Source organism: Nonomuraea candida, assembly GCF_000725485.1.
In the GTDB taxonomy this organism is placed as follows: domain Bacteria; phylum Actinomycetota; class Actinomycetes; order Streptosporangiales; family Streptosporangiaceae; genus Nonomuraea; species Nonomuraea candida.
The window spans coordinates 267,613-282,172 of record NZ_JOAG01000004.1; the positions used below are offsets into that span (position 1 = coordinate 267,613).

Annotated in this window: 13 protein-coding genes; 7 read left to right on the plus strand and 6 right to left on the minus strand. The window is 70.6% G+C overall.

Annotation, left to right across the window (positions count from 1 at the left end; genetic code table 11):
- The first annotated feature begins 84 nt into the window (after positions 1–84).
- The 4 genes from IO39_RS03045 to IO39_RS03065 all read left to right on the plus strand — a co-directional run bounded on the left by IO39_RS03045 (position 85) and on the right by IO39_RS03065 (position 7,006).
- Positions 85–417, plus strand: a complete 333-nt coding sequence (locus tag IO39_RS03045) for a histone-like nucleoid-structuring protein Lsr2 (protein ID WP_043615857.1) — start codon at positions 85–87, stop codon at positions 415–417.
- 876 nt (positions 418–1,293) lie between these two features.
- On the plus strand, positions 1,294–1,746 hold the full coding sequence (locus IO39_RS03050; RefSeq protein WP_043615371.1) for a Clp protease N-terminal domain-containing protein: 453 nt from the start codon (positions 1,294–1,296) through the stop codon (positions 1,744–1,746).
- 835 nt (positions 1,747–2,581) lie between these two features.
- Positions 2,582–5,083, plus strand: a complete 2,502-nt coding sequence (locus IO39_RS03055; RefSeq protein WP_043615375.1) for an ATP-dependent Clp protease ATP-binding subunit — start codon at positions 2,582–2,584, stop codon at positions 5,081–5,083.
- Positions 5,084–6,067: 984 nt separating this feature from the next.
- Positions 6,068–7,006 (plus strand): TIM barrel protein, encoded by a 939-nt coding sequence (locus tag IO39_RS03065; RefSeq protein WP_043615381.1) that lies wholly within the window; start codon positions 6,068–6,070, stop codon positions 7,004–7,006.
- Between the two features lie 92 nt (positions 7,007–7,098).
- Here the strand turns inward: IO39_RS03065 and IO39_RS03070 are convergent, their stop codons facing one another.
- Together IO39_RS03070 and IO39_RS03075 are read right to left on the minus strand one after the other, a co-directional pair.
- Positions 7,099–8,163, minus strand: a complete 1,065-nt coding sequence (locus IO39_RS03070; RefSeq protein ID WP_052422409.1) for a DUF418 domain-containing protein — start codon at positions 8,161–8,163, stop codon at positions 7,099–7,101.
- Positions 8,164–8,326: 163 nt separating this feature from the next.
- A complete protein-coding gene (locus tag IO39_RS03075) occupies positions 8,327–8,797 on the minus strand; it encodes a MarR family winged helix-turn-helix transcriptional regulator (protein ID WP_043615383.1) in 471 nt (156 codons plus the stop codon).
- A 63-nt stretch (positions 8,798–8,860) separates the two neighbouring features.
- Between IO39_RS03075 and IO39_RS03080 the strand changes: the two genes are divergently transcribed.
- Both IO39_RS03080 and IO39_RS03085 read left to right on the plus strand, forming a co-directional pair.
- Positions 8,861–9,238, plus strand: coding sequence for a cupin domain-containing protein (locus IO39_RS03080; RefSeq protein WP_043615386.1), 378 nt, complete (start codon positions 8,861–8,863; stop codon positions 9,236–9,238).
- Positions 9,239–9,277: 39 nt separating this feature from the next.
- The gene (locus tag IO39_RS03085) at positions 9,278–9,694 is read left to right on the plus strand and encodes a cupin domain-containing protein (RefSeq protein ID WP_043615389.1); all 417 of its coding nucleotides are present in this window, start codon (positions 9,278–9,280) and stop codon (positions 9,692–9,694) included.
- A 176-nt stretch (positions 9,695–9,870) separates the two neighbouring features.
- Here the strand turns inward: IO39_RS03085 and IO39_RS03090 are convergent, their stop codons facing one another.
- Positions 9,871–10,749 (minus strand): iron-sulfur binding domain-containing protein, encoded by an 879-nt coding sequence (locus IO39_RS03090; protein WP_043615392.1) that lies wholly within the window; start codon positions 10,747–10,749, stop codon positions 9,871–9,873.
- A gap of 113 nt (positions 10,750–10,862) precedes the next feature.
- Here IO39_RS03090 and IO39_RS03095 point away from each other — a divergent pair, with 113 nt between their 5' ends.
- The gene (locus IO39_RS03095) at positions 10,863–11,546 is read left to right on the plus strand and encodes a hypothetical protein (protein WP_043615395.1); all 684 of its coding nucleotides are present in this window, start codon (positions 10,863–10,865) and stop codon (positions 11,544–11,546) included.
- Between the two features lie 26 nt (positions 11,547–11,572).
- Here the strand turns inward: IO39_RS03095 and disA are convergent, their stop codons facing one another.
- From disA to trxA, 3 genes are all read right to left on the minus strand, one after another.
- Positions 11,573–12,649, minus strand: coding sequence for a DNA integrity scanning diadenylate cyclase DisA (gene disA / locus IO39_RS03100; protein ID WP_043615398.1), 1,077 nt, complete (start codon positions 12,647–12,649; stop codon positions 11,573–11,575).
- A gap of 40 nt (positions 12,650–12,689) precedes the next feature.
- Positions 12,690–14,096 carry a DNA repair protein RadA gene (gene radA / locus IO39_RS03105; protein WP_043615400.1) on the minus strand — a complete coding sequence of 469 codons (1,407 nt, stop codon included), beginning with the start codon at positions 14,094–14,096 and terminating at the stop codon, positions 12,690–12,692.
- A 157-nt stretch (positions 14,097–14,253) separates the two neighbouring features.
- A complete protein-coding gene (gene trxA / locus IO39_RS03110) occupies positions 14,254–14,559 on the minus strand; it encodes a thioredoxin (protein ID WP_211266874.1) in 306 nt (101 codons plus the stop codon).
- Position 14,560: the final 1 nt, after the last annotated feature.

A 14,560-nucleotide genomic window follows, 5' to 3' on the forward strand; every position in this document is an offset into this window, starting at 1 on the left:
CGTAGCGCTGAATTGTCTCCAAGCCTTTCCGGGTATATGTTTGGGCAGGCGAATGAAACAATGCTCCGCGAAAGGATTGCGTACATGGCCAAGCAGATCCAGGAGATTCTCATCGATGACCTCGATGGGGGCGAGGCCAATGAGACGGTCAGCTTCGCTATTGACGGCTCCTCCTATGAGATTGACCTCAGCGACCTTAACGCGAAGAAGCTGAGGGACGCTCTCACGCCTTTCGTGCAGCACGCGCGCAGGGCGGGCGCCGTATCCACGCGTCGCCGCGGCCGCGGCGGCAACCGTGCGATGAGCCGCGAGAAGAGCTCCGAGATCCGGCAGTGGGCCAAGGCCCACGGCCTGCCGGTCAGCGAGCGCGGCCGCATCGCCTCCACCGTCGTGGAGAAGTACGAAGCCGCGCACTAAGCGACCGACTCTCGACCATGCGCTTATGATGTTCGCCTTGGACCCCGGCGGCCGCCATAAGCGCATGATCGTTTCCGCGGCGTTCCCGAAAGCGGGCCGCTCCGGAAGATGATCTCCTGCGCTGCCCATATGCGGGCGTTTTGGGGGCGCACTCCGGCCCCTCCCCGGCGCCGTTTCACCCGGTCCGGGGCCCGCATATGCGACCGCGCCGCGCTTCGCGCACCGAATGCCGATGGTGGGCGGCCTCCATTCGACGTGTGGTCACGTCGGGGCGGGCCGCCCACATTGCCGTCTGGCGCGCGCTTTGGGCCCGTGGCGGGCGTGGCCATGCCCCGCCGAACGGGCCGTACGAAAACACGGACCCGGTTAAGCGCGCGCCCGGGGCGGCACGCCCGGCTGCACGGGCCGTAACGCTTAAGCCCGCGGCCCGGCTGCACGGCCGTAACGCTTAAGCCCGCGGCGGGCTTCACGCGCTGTAACGCTTAAGCCCGGCCCCATCGGGCACGCCGCCGTCGAAACCCGGCGCCGAACGGATGCGCACACTCCCGGATAACCTCGTCCGAAGGATGCGGTGAGCCGGGTTTTACCGGCGGTTACCGGTTCTCCCTCGCACAATGCGCGCATCTTCCGATGATCACCCACAATGCCGTCACCCACTGTGGATGCGGTAACCCGGCTGACCGGATAGCGGATTTCCGATCACCGACCGTTGCCGGACGCGCCGGTGCCCGGATCACCGATTTCGACCCGTGCGGAAGCATGCGACAGGATCGGAGCCGCAGCGCCCGGTCCGCCGGCGCGCGGCCGGGACCGTGGTGCCCGGTGCGCGCGGCGCGGCCGGGAGCCGGTTCGCCGACGTACAGCTAGGAGTGGGAGATGTTCCAGAAGCTCACCGACCGGGCACGGCAGGTCGTCGTCCTGTCCCAGCAGGAGGCCAGGATGCTCGACCACGGCCACATCGGGGCCGAGCACCTTCTCCTGGGCCTGATCCGCGAGGGGCAGGGAGTGGGCGCCCAGGTGCTGGGCAGCCTGGGGATGAGCCTGGAGGACGCGCGCCGGCAGGTCGAGGAGATCGCCGGACGGGGTCCGGCCGCGCCGGAGGGCTTCCTGCCCTTCACGCCGCAGGCCACCGAGGTGCTCCAGAGGTCCGACGAGGTGGCCGTGGGGCTGGGGCTCGACTACATCGGCACCGAGCACGTCCTGCTGTCGCTCGTCCGGGAGACCGAGGGGGTGGCGGCGCGGGTGCTGGGCGCGTACGGGGGCGAGCGGGCGCGGGTCGGGGAGCTCGTCGGCAAGCTCGTGGAGCAGTACCGGACCGGGCGCGGCTGAAGAGGCGGTCCCTTCGATCGGCGCCCCCTTCTCTGGCGTGGTTTTCGCGGAGACGGACGAGCCTTCATGTCGGGCATATCCGACAGATATCGGCAATCTTCGCAAAAGTCGTATTCATGCCGTCCAACCACAAAGCCGTCGCTCTGTCCCGTGTGGCGGCTCGCCGAAGACCGGCCTCTCATGGCACGGGGTTCTCATGCCAGCGGAGACCTCCCCGTGCGGATCTCCTGTACGGATCTCTTGTACGGATCTCATGACACGGATCGGGCTGCTCTCATGACACGGACCGGGCCGCGCGGACGGCATGACCGGGACCGATCCGGTAACCCGGTAACCCGGCTGACCGGATGCCGGATTTCCGATTCCCGGGTGTTCCCCGTGCGCGGGAGGCGGGGTTGTCGGCGCGATGTGCGCTGCGTGCCGCGTTGTGCTCAGGGCGTAGCGCGCTCGCTTGGCCTGACGTCAGATCGCCACATAGACTGATTGCGTAACAGATACGGACGCGGCATCAGAGATGCACGGGCGAAGTGGCGTCCCCGCGCCGGTTCCACGCCCGGCGTCCGAAGGCAGATCCGTGTGGGATCCGCTGCGCCGCGGGTGGCAATTTACAGCCGCTTCCGTGAAGCGTCCTAAACATCGTTCGCTTGCGGCGTATCGGGAACACGTCACCCCCGAACAGTAGTTGGATGGAGGGTGAACGCCCTGCTCTCGGGGAACGTCTCTGCTATAGAGCGTGTCAGCGGCAGTGGGCACGGTTCGCCGAGCCAGGGCTAGCATGCGGGAGGACGGGACCGGATTTACCGGCCTGACTGACCGCTCTGTGAGGAGCGACGAGATGTTCGAGAGGTTCACCGACCGAGCGAGGCGTGTTGTCGTCCTGGCCCAAGAAGAGGCCAGGATGCTCAACCACAACTACATCGGCACTGAGCACATTCTTCTTGGTTTGATCCATGAAGGTGAGGGCGTAGCCGCCAAGGCTCTGGAGAGCCTGGGCATCAGCCTTGAGGGTGTGCGCCAGCAGGTCGAGGAGATCATCGGCCAGGGCCAGTCGGCTCCGTCGGGGCACATTCCGTTCACCCCGCGGGCCAAGAAGGTCCTCGAGCTGTCGCTCCGTGAGGCTTTGCAGCTGGGTCACAACTACATCGGCACCGAGCACATCCTGCTCGGGCTCATCCGCGAGGGTGAGGGTGTGGCGGCCCAGGTGCTGGTCAAGCTTGGAGCTGATCTCAACCGTGTCCGGCAGCAGGTCATCCAGTTGCTCCACGGTTACCAGGGCAAGGAGCCGGCCGCGGCGGGCGGCCCGCAGGAGTCGGCCCCGTCGACCTCCCTGGTGCTCGACCAGTTCGGCCGCAACCTGACCCAGGCCGCCCGCGAGGGCAAGCTGGATCCGGTCATCGGCCGCGAGAAGGAGATCGAGCGGGTCATGCAGGTCCTGTCCCGCAGGACCAAGAACAACCCCGTTCTCATCGGCGAGCCCGGCGTCGGCAAGACCGCCGTCGTCGAGGGCCTGTCGCAGAAGATCGTCAGGGGCGAGGTGCCCGAGACGCTGAAGGACAAGCAGCTCTACACGCTTGACCTCGGCGCGCTGGTGGCCGGCTCCCGCTACCGCGGTGACTTCGAAGAGCGCCTGAAGAAGGTGCTCAAGGAGATCCGCACGCGCGGCGACATCATCCTGTTCATCGACGAGCTGCACACGCTCGTGGGTGCGGGCGCCGCCGAGGGCGCGATCGACGCCGCCAGCATCCTCAAGCCGATGCTGGCCCGCGGCGAGCTGCAGACGATCGGCGCGACCACGCTCGACGAGTACCGCAAGTACTTGGAGAAGGACGCGGCGCTGGAGCGGCGCTTCCAGCCGATCCAGGTGGCCGAGCCCTCGCTCAGCCACACGATCGAGATCCTCAAGGGTCTGCGCGACCGCTACGAGGCGCACCACCGCGTGTCCATCACCGACGACGCGCTGGTCGCCGCCGCGCAGCTGGCCGACCGCTACATCAGCGACCGCTACCTGCCCGACAAGGCGATCGACCTCATCGACGAGGCCGGGTCCCGGATGCGCATCCGCAGGATGACCGCGCCGCCGGACCTGCGCGAATACGACGAGAAGATCGCCAACGTGCGCCGCGACAAGGAGTCCGCGATCGACGCGCAGGACTTCGAGAAGGCCGCTGCGCTCCGCGACCAGGAGAAGCAGCTCCAGCTCAAGCGCGAGCGGCGGGAGAAGGAGTGGAAGGCCGGCGACATGGACGTCGTGGCCGAGGTCACCCAGGAGCTCATCGCCGAGGTCCTGGCGACCGCCACCGGCATCCCGGTCTTCAAGCTGACCGAGGAGGAGTCGCAGCGCCTGCTCCGCATGGAGGACGAGCTCCACAAGCGGATCATCGGCCAGGACGACGCCATCAAGGGCCTGTCGCGCTCCATCCGGCGCACCCGCGCCGGTCTGAAGGACCCGCGCCGTCCCGGTGGCTCGTTCATCTTCGCCGGCCCCTCCGGTGTCGGTAAGACCGAGCTGTCCAAGGCTCTGGCGGAGTTCCTCTTCGGCGACGAAGACGCTCTGATCAGCCTGGACATGTCGGAGTTCATGGAGAAGCACACCGTCTCCAGGCTGTTCGGCTCGCCTCCCGGCTACGTCGGCTACGAGGAGGGCGGCCAGCTCACCGAGAAGGTGCGGCGCAAGCCGTTCTCCGTGGTCCTGTTCGACGAGATCGAGAAGGCCCACCCCGACATCTTCAACTCGCTGCTGCAGATCCTGGAAGACGGTCGCCTGACCGACGCCCAGGGCCGCGTGGTCGACTTCAAGAACACGGTCATCATCATGACCACCAACCTCGGCACCCGCGACATCTCCAAGGGCATCGGGGTCGGGTTCGCGAAGTCCAACGACACCGAGTCCAACTACGAGCGGATGAAGGCCAAGGTCCAGGAGGAGCTCAAGCAGCACTTCCGGCCCGAGTTCCTCAACCGTGTCGACGACATCGTGGTCTTCCACCAGCTCACGCCCAACGAGATCATCAAGATCGTGGATCTGATGCTCGCGCAGGTCGACGCCAGGCTGAAGGACCGCGACATGGGGCTCGAGGTCTCGCCCGAGGCCAAGCAACTGCTCGCCGACCGCGGTTACGACCCGGTCATGGGCGCCCGGCCGCTGCGCCGTACGATCCAGCGTGAGCTGGAGGACTCGCTGTCGGAGAAGATCCTCTACGGCGAGCTGCGGCCCGGCCAGGTCGTCAAGGTGGCGGTGGAGGGCGAAGGCGACAACGCCAAGTTCACCTTCAAGGGCGAGTCGTCCTCGAAGATCCCGGACTCGGCCGCCGCGATCGCCGCTCCGATCCAGAACTGATCGCCGACTGATCGCCTGACGGAAGCCCCCGTGTGAGGTAACTCACACGGGGGTTTTCGCGTGCGTCCGCACGGCTCCTGCCGCCGCTCTCTCCCCCCGGCGAAGGGCTTTCGTGCTCTCCCTGTCGCATACGGCGGTCATCCTGTCCCGTGCGCCCGTGCGTCCGTGCGGCCCGCCACGGCTTCCTCCGCCTCCGTGGCGGGCTTTCGTGTCGCATGCGGGGCTCTGTGTCCGTGCGCCTGTCGCGGCTTCCCGGCCTCGGTGGCGGGCTTTCGTGTCGTACGCGGGGGTCGTTCTGTCTTGTGTGTCCGTGCGGCCCGTCGCGGCCTGCTCCGTCACGGGTTTCCGTGGTCGCTGTCACAAAGGGGAGGGGGCGTCCTGTCCTATCGGTGAGAGCGAGATGACGGAGGTTCCCATGTCTCAGCGGCTCGACGTCGCCAAGCGCGTTCCCGAGATCTACGTGGTTGCGCGGGTCGCGCCCGGCGGCGGCGCGAGTCTCGTCACTCGGCAGCGGACAGGTGGGCGGCCCGGCTCGGAGGCGGCGGCCGCCCCCGGGCGGCTCCGCCCTGCGAGGGGGCGTGGGGCGCGCTGAGCAGGCCCCTGTCGGCCTCCTGGGGTGTTCCGGCATCCCGTGTCCCTGTTTGTTCCACGGTCGCGGAACGGGGTCGTGAGCGGCGTGTACGAGAACTTGGTGGATCTTCACTTCCGGGATGGAGAGAAGTGAGAAGGTTCCGTCGTTGCGTAATTGTTGGGCGGGGAGGTATACCGCCACCGCGAGTAGTACTACACTGCGTAGAGCTTCGCCAAGTCTCATCCAAGTGAGCCACAAGAGCGCGTCCCCAAGCTGGGGGCCTGCTCCCTGGGGAGTAGTGAGAAGTCAACTCCGGGCGGACGCGCGAGCCGCAGGGGAGCAGACATGCTCACATGGTTCGCACGTCCGGAGGCGGGCGACGGGAACACACGAGCAAGCCCTGGAGGAAACCGATGCGCCTGCGTCACGATGACGGAACGCTCGTTCACCTCGCCTACAACGCAGGCGTCCACCCCGCTGAGGACCTGGAGAACCTCATCGCCCACCTGACCCGCTACGCGGTCCCGGTGCGCAAGCGGCTGGGCGTGGAGCGGATGGGGATCGGGCTGTGGCTGTCGCCGGCCGTGGCCGACCACCTCACGGCGGACCGCATCGAGCTCGTACGCCTGCGTCGTTCGCTGGAGGAGCGCGGCCTGGAGGTCGTCAGCCTCAACGGCACCGGCGGCCGCAACCAGGAGGTGCCCGGGCCCGACTGGGCCAAGCCCGAGCGGTACCGCTACACGATGGCGCTGGCCAAGATCCTGGCGTTCCTGCTGCCCGAGGACGTACGGTTCGGCAGCATCTCGACGATACCGATCGGCTGGCGCCGCGACTGGCCCGCCGACCTGCACGCCATCGCCACGCGCCGCCTGGAGCGGCTGGCCCGCGAACTGCGCGGCATCTACAGCACGACCGGAAAGACGATCAGGGTCGGGTTCGAGCCGTGGCCCGGGTGCGTGCTGGAGACCACCGAGCAGGCGCTGGAGCGGGTGGGCGGCATCGACTCCGAGCACCTCGGCGTGGCCCTGGACGCCTGCCACCTCGCCTGCGGGGAGGAGGGGGCGGGCCTGGCGCTGAAGGGCCTGGCCGAGGCCGGAGCACCCATCGTCAAGGTCGGCCACGTGCACAACCACACCGGCGAGACGCCGAGCCCGGGGGCCGTGCTGCACGACACGCTGACGGCCATGTTGTCGGGCGCGGTGAGCGGCAGCGCGCACATCGAGGTCGAGACGCACAACCTGACCGTGCCCGGCCGGGCCAAGGGGCCCGGCGCGCTGGTGTCGCTGCTGGCCGAGGAGCTGGACTGGGCGCGTACCAACCTGACCAGCCTGGGGCTGCAGCTCGCGGCCTAGCATTCCCGCCGGCGCCGGTCGCTCGGCGGTGGCGTTCAGGGGGTGGGGGCCGTTGCGCCATCGGCCCGGTGGGTACGCCGGAGCGGTGGTATTCAGGGGATGGGGGTCGTTGCGTCCCCGGCCCAGTGAGTGCGCCGGAGCGGTGGGCGGCGGGCCCAGGTGGCCCAGCGCCAGAGCCATTCGACCGGGCCGTAGTGGTGCCGTCGCAGCCAGAGGCCGGACCACAGCCACTGGAGGGCCAGGACGGCGACGGCGATCAGGATCACCGTCTCCGACGGCCACGTGCGAGGCACGCCTCCTACCAGGTGACCGGCCGCCAGGACGAGCAGCGTGGCGGTCAGGTAGTTGGTCAGCGCCATGCGGCCGAGCGGGGCGAACACCGCGCGTACCGCCCGTTGGAGCGGGGTGTTGAGCAACGCCAGGACGAGGCACGCGTACAGGCCGGCGAGGAGCAGCCCGGCCACCACGGAGGCGAGCCTGACGATCCTGGGGTCCAGGCCGTCGCCGTACGCCTGCATCCACAGGACGGGCGCCGCCCCCGCCGCGAAGGCCGCCGCCAGGAGGGCGGGCCCGCGGGCCGAGCGGCCGATCCGATCGATGACGCCGTACCTGACCAGCGCCGAGCCCAGCAGGAACAGCGCGGGGACCATCGCGTAGAAGCCGCCGGCCAGCAGGGACGTCACCAGGAAGGCGGCGGCGAGCCCGGCCACGGCCCATCGCGGCAGCCAGGTCGAGGGGAGCAGGATCAGCAGGCCGATCAGGGCGTACACGGTCAGGATCTCGCCCTGCCAGAGCAGGACGTAGTGCGCCAGGCCGATCGCGAGCAGCGTCAGCAGCCGGCGCAGCAGGAGCCGCCGTGGGGCGGCGCCCCGGGCCGAGGCGGACTCCATGAGCAGCGCGAAACCGACGCCGAAGAGCAGGGAGAAGATCGGGAAGAAGCGGTGGTGGACGAACAGGTCCAGCCACGCCCGTCCGGTGACGATGTCGCCGCCGCCCGCTATCGGCTGGATGTTGGCCGGCAGGATTCCGCAGAGCGCGAATCCGCGGAGCACGTCGAGGGCGGCGATCCTGGTGCGCGCAGGGGCGGTGTGCTCGGAGGGTGGTGCGGCCGAGCGCTCGGGGGGCTGCGCGGGATGAGGTGGGTTCTCTGGCGGCATGGGGCGATTCTGCGGCGGCCGGTCGCGGGCGGGCATCGGCCGGAAGGCACGGCCGAGGGCCGGGATGATCATACTTTTGGCCGGTCCGGCGTGCCGCTGCCGCCTGCCGCTGCCGTCTGCCGCTGCCGCCTGCCACGGGAGCGGGGCGGGAAGTCGCTCGTGGTCAGAGGTTGCCGAACCAGCCGGGGGTGTCGAGGCGCCACAGGCTGCCCGGCGTCATCCGGCGCAGGTCGGACTCCAGCGCCTGGAGACGGTCCTCGCCCAGGTCGGCGGCCCAGCGGGCGCGCAGCGCGTCGAAGATGCGGGCCGAGCGGTCGAGGGCATCCAGCCCGTACGGGGTCAGTCGGACGATCTTGCGCCGGCTGTCCCGGGGGTCGGTGGTGCGTTCGACGTAGCCGACGCGTTCGAGGGTGTCGATGGTCTTGCCCGCGGCCTGTTTGGAGACGCCCAGCGTGCGGCCCAGCTCGACGGCCGTGGTGCCGCCGGGGCCGATCGCCTGCATGACGAACCCGTGCATGGGCCTGAGGTCGGGATGGCCCTGCCGTGCCAGCTCGGCGTGCAGTTCCTCGATGAGGGTACGGAACGCGAGCAGCAGGCGAAGGGGCAGCTCGAAGCCCGGGGTGTGACTTGACACGATAGACAACCTGGTTAACTATTTAGACAACACGGTTGCCTGATTTTAGGGGGTTGAACGAGCGTGACGGTCATACGTGACGCCGAGGCGCGGCGGTCGGAGACTCCTGGCGGGGTCATGACGACGTTCGCCTCGCCGACGCAGGGAGGGGCCTCGCGGGCCCTGTGGAAGGTCGAGGCCAGGCCGGGCGCCGCGGGGCCCGTGCACGACTTCGACAGCGAGCAGGTGTGGAGCTGGGTGGCCGGGGCGGCGACCGTGGAGCTGGGCGGGGAGACGTACGCCGTGGCCGCCGGCGACACCGTCGTCATGCCCGCCCGTACGGTGCGGCGGGTTCTGGCCGACCCCGCCCACGGCTACACCGCCGTCGTCACCGCACCGGCCGGCGCCCGCGCCTCCGGCCCGGACGGCGCCGACTACGGAGTCCCGCCGTGGATCGCCTGAGAGCCCGGGACCGGATGGATCGGATGAGAGGAGCGACGGATGTCCGTCGTGCCGGGGGCTGAGGCCCGGAAGATCGAGACGCCCAACGGGACCATGACCACGCTCGCCTCCCCGACACAGGGGCCGGCGGGGCAGGCCGTCTGGCGGGTGGACGCCAGGCCGGGGATGGTGGGCCCGGTGCACGCGTTCGACGCCGAGCTGGTGTGGACGTGGCTCGACGGGAGCGCCGTGGTGGAGCTGGACGGCGAGCGGTACGCGGTGGCCGCCGGCGACACGATGGTGCTGCCCGCCGACGTCAGCCGGCAGTTGTTCGCCGACGCCGAGCGCGGCTTCGTCTCGATCGTGGCCGCCCCGGCCGGGGCGCGGGTCTACAACCCGGGCGGCGTGTCGGAGCCGGACGCCTGCGACCTGGCCCCGAAGGACGCCGAACGGATCGTGCCACCCTGGGCCCGGTGAGAATCCCGCCGGCGGGCACGAAAGCGGCGGGAACGGCTGCCCCGGAGCCGGGTGGGACCTGAGCCGGCGTCCGGTGGAGCGGGGCGGGAGATGGCGGCTGGCGTCCGGTGGAGCGGGAGATGGTGTTCGCCGGCGGGGCATCGGCCAGAGCCGGTGAGAGCCGGGGCGCGGCGCCGTCAGGGGGCGTGGGGGAGGCGGTAGGTGCCGTCGTCCAGGGCTTCGGCCAGGCCGTCGGCCACCAGGCCGTCCAGGGCGCGTTCGCGCTGCACCGCGTCGTCCCACACCACGTCGAGCGCCGCCTTGGGCACCGGCCCGTGGGCCGCGCGCAGCACCTCCAGCAGCCGGCCGCGGCACTGACGGTCGGTGCCGGCGTATGTCTGGCCCTTGCGCGCGGGACCGGAGTGCGGTGGTTTGCCCGCCAGCCGCCAGGCGCACACGCCGGCGATCGGGCAGTCGGCGCAGCGCGGCGCGCGGGCCGTGCAGACCAGGGCGCCCAGCTCCATCACGGCCACGCCCCACCGGGCCGCGCCCAGCTCGGGCAGCAGGGCCTCCGCCAGCCGCCGCTCGGCCGCCGAGGTGGCGGTGGGCGGGTATTCCTCGCCGCGCACCGCCCGCGCGAACACCCGCCGCACGTTGGTGTCGAGCACGGCGTGCCGCCCGCCGTAGGCGAAGCTGGCGACCGCGGCCGCGGTGTATTCGCCGATGCCGGGCAGGGCGAGCAGGGTCGCGTGGTCGGACGGCACCTCGCCGCCGTGATCGTCGGTGATGGCGCGGGCGCAGGCGTGCAGGCGCAGCGCCCTGCGGGGGTAGCCGAGCCGGCCCCAGTGGCGTACGGCCTCGCCCGGCTGCTCGGCGGCCAGGTCTTTCGGCGTCGGCCAGCGCCGCATCCAGTCGTGCCACACGGGCAGGACGCGGACGACCGGGGTCTGCTGGAGCATGATCTCGCTGACCAGCACGCCCCACGGGGTCGCGTCGGCGGCCCGCCAGGGAAGGTCGCGGGCGTTGTCCGTATACCAGTCCAGGATGGGGGCGTGCAGGAGGTTCGACTCGACCACGCGGTCAAGCGTATTCGGAGACGGCCCATGCGCGTGGTCAAGCGTCTCAGGGGATACCCACATTCCGGCGTGTCGTCACTCCTCGTCATCGCCCGCTCACCATCCTTTGGTGTATGGACCCGGATACGATGCGCGGCGACGGTGGTGACGTCTACTGGCGGCGACGCATAAGCGTGCTGGTGGCGGTGCTCGTCGTGGTGGCCGTTGTGGCGTGGGCGTGTTCCGCCGGCGGCAGCGGCCCCGGACGCTCGTCCAGCGCGCAGTCCTCACCCAGCGCCACGGCCGGCACCTCGCCGGCCGTCGATCCGCTGCTGGCGGGGCTGCGTACGCTCGCCATGGGCACCGCCACCCCGTCGCCCTCCCCCTCCCCGAAGCCGTCGCCCACCAAGCGCCCCAAGCGCCCCGGCGAGCCGTGCTCGGAGGAGGACCTGGTGCTCAGCCTCCAGAGCGGCAAGGAGCAGATCTACGCGGGCAACGCCCGGCCCTCCTTCCTGGTCACGCTGGTGAACACGGGCTCGGTGATGTGCAAGGCCGACGTGGGGCCGCGGGCCATGGAGATCCGCATCACCTCGGGCGCCGACCGCATCTGGTCCACGGCCGACTGCGTGAGCGGCGAGGGCACGGAGATCAGGGAACTGCAGCGGGGGGTGCCGTACGTGCGGTCGCTGGAGTGGGACCGCCGCCGCTCCAGCCCCGACTGCCGCGCCACCCCGGCCGCCGCCCTCCCCGGCACGTACGTGGCCGTGGCCAGGATGGGCAAGATGCGCACCACCAAGGGCGTCTTCCACCTGCGCTGACCGCCGTCAGCCGGCCGTGCGGGGGGTCAGACGTAGCGTTCGAGGATGGAGGACTCGGCGAGGCGGGAGAGGCCCTCGCGGACGCTGCGGGCGCGCGACTCGCCGACGCCCCCGACCGCCTGGAGGTCGTCGATGCTGGCCGCCAGGAGCTTCTGGAGGCCGCCGAAGTGGTTGACCAGGCGGTCGACCACCGTGGCCGGGAGGCGGGGGACCTTTGCCAGGAGGCGGAAGCCGCGGGGGCTGACGGGGCTGTCCATCTGGTCGCCGCCGTTGTGGCCCAGGACGCGGGCCACGGCCGACAGGTCGAGCAGGTCGTTGCCCGAGAGCTTGTCGAGCTCGTGCATGGACTCCAGCAGGCGCTTCTGGCGGCGGCCCGCGGGGGCCGGGAGGTAGTCGCGGATGACCAGCTCGCGCTCGGAGTCGACGCCGGCGACCAGCTCGTCGAGCTGGAGGGAGAGCAGCCGGCCGTCGGTGCCCAGCTCCACCACGTAGCCCTTGATCTCGTCGGAGATGCGGCGCACCATCTCCAGGCGCTGGGCGACGGCCGCCACGTCTCTGACCGTGACCAGGTCTTCGATCTCCAGGGCCGACAGCGTGCCGGAGACCTCGTCGAGGCGGTGCTTGTAGCGCTCGAGCGTGGCCAGGGCCTGGTTGGCCTTGGACATGATGGCCGCCGACTCTTCCAGGACGTAGCGGATGCCGTCGAGGTAGAGGGCGATGATGCGCATCGACTTGCTGATGGCGATGATCGGCAGGCCCGTCTGCCTGGCCACGCGCTGGGCCGTGCGGTGGCGGGTGCCGGACTCGTCGGTGGGGATGGCGGGGTCGGGCACGAGGTGCACGGCGGCGCGGACGATCTTCTGGTCGCCGCTCACCACGATGGCGCCGTCCATCTTGGCCAGCTCGCGCAGCCGGGTGGCGGAGAAGTCGACGTCGAGCTCGAAGCCCCCGCTGCAGAGCTCTTCGACGACCCTGTTGTAGCCGAGCACGATGAGCCCGCCGGTCTGCCCGCGCAGGATCCGCTCCAGGCCGTCGCGCAGAGGTGTGCCCGGCGCTACCGCGGCCAGGGCTTCGCGACGGCGGTCGTCCAGACTCCTATCCACCTGACCCCCGTGTCGATCGGTCACGCTCAGCTTAGCCGCGCTATGTGACGTGTGTGAGAGCGTCCCAGACGTTCTCCGCCTGAACCACCTCGAACCCGGGCGCGAACGCCACCGGCCCCACCGGCACCAGGGAGCGCTGGCCGCCGCGCCTGCGGCCGGGCTCTTCGAGCGATCCGGCGGGCACGAGGGCGCGCTTGAAGCCGAGCCTGGCGGCCTCGGTGAGCCGCCTGCGCACGTCTTTGACCGGGCGCAGCTCGCCCGCCAGCCCCACCTCGCCCAGCGCCACCAGCCCCGGGGGCAGCGGCTTGTCGCCGGCGGCGCTGGCGACGGCGAGCATGACCGAGAGGTCGACGGCCGGGTCGGCCAGCTTGATGCCGCCGACGGTCGCGGTGAACACGTCGCAGCCCCCGAGCCGGGCGTTGAGCCGGCGCTCCAGGACGGCGAGGATCATCTGCACGCGGTAGGTGTCGAGGCCGGAGGAGGTGCGCCGGGGCTGCTGGGCGTCGGTGCGGGCGACGAGGGCCTGCACCTCGGCGGGCAGCGGGCGGGTGCCCTCGACCGTGACGGTGATGCAGGTGCCGGGCACCGGCTCGCTGCGCCGGGAGACGAACAGCCCGCTCGGGTCGGTGATGCCCTCGATGCCCCGCTCGTGCAGGTCGAAGCAGCCGATCTCGTCGGTCGGGCCGAAGCGGTTCTTGATCGCGCGGACCATGCGGAGCCTGGAGTGGCGGTCGCCCTCGAAGTTGAGCACGACGTCCACCAGGTGTTCGAGGGTGCGGGGGCCGGCGATCGAGCCCTCCTTGGTGACGTGGCCCACGATGACAGTGGCCATGTTGCGCTCCTTGGCCAGCCGCACGAGGTTGGCCGCCACCTCCCGCACCTGCGTCACCCCGCCGGGCACGCCGGTGGTCTGGGCCGAGCCGATCGTCTGGACCGAGTCGACCACCAGCAGCCGGGGCTGCACCTTCTCCACGTGTGTCACCAGGGCCGACAGCTCGGTCTCGGCGGCGAGGTAGAGCTGGTCCTGGATCGCGCCGATGCGGTCGGCCCGCAGCCGCACCTGGGCCGCCGACTCCTCGCCGGTGACGTAGAGGACGGTCGCGCGCTCGGCGATGCGCGCGGCGGCCTCCAGCAGGAGCGTGGACTTGCCGATGCCGGGCTCGCCCGCCAGCAGCACCACCGCGCCGGGCACCAGGCCGCCGCCGAGCACCCGGTCGAGCTCGGACACGCCGGTCGTGCGCGCCGTGGCCACCTCGGCCTTGACCTGGCCGATCGGCAGGGCGGGCGAGCTGGTCGCGCCGCCCTGGACGACGTTGACGCCCGCGCGGGCGCCCTCCTCGTCGACCGTGCCCCACGCCTGGCACTCACCGCACCTGCCGACCCATTTGGTGGTGCGCCATCCGCACTCGGCACAGCGGTATCCGGGCTTCTGGGCAGTCTTGGCCATGCGGTGCAGGCTAGCGGGTGTCACCGACAATCCACGAGATCCGCCCGCCGGACGCGGGGCCGCGGCGGATGCCCACGGCGAACCGGGCCCCGAGGGATGCCCACGGCGGACCGGTGGCTCCGGACGGCCGCAGCGGCCCGGGGCCCGCGGCGCGCGGTCACCCCAGGCCGAGCTCGGAGACGAGCATGCGCTTCGGCTTGGCGCCCACGACCTGCTTGACCGGCTCGCCGTTCTCGAACAGCATGATCGTCGGAATGCCCATCACCCCGTAACGGGCCATGATCTCGGGGTTCTCGTCGGTGTTCAGCTTGCCGATCGTCAGGCCGTACTCGGCCTCGATCTGGTCCAGCACGGGCGCCACCATCCGGCACGGCCCGCACCACTCCGCCCAGAAGTCGACCAGAATCGGCTTGTCGCTCTTGAGCACCTGCTCCTCGAAGTTGTCCGTGGTCAACGTGATCATC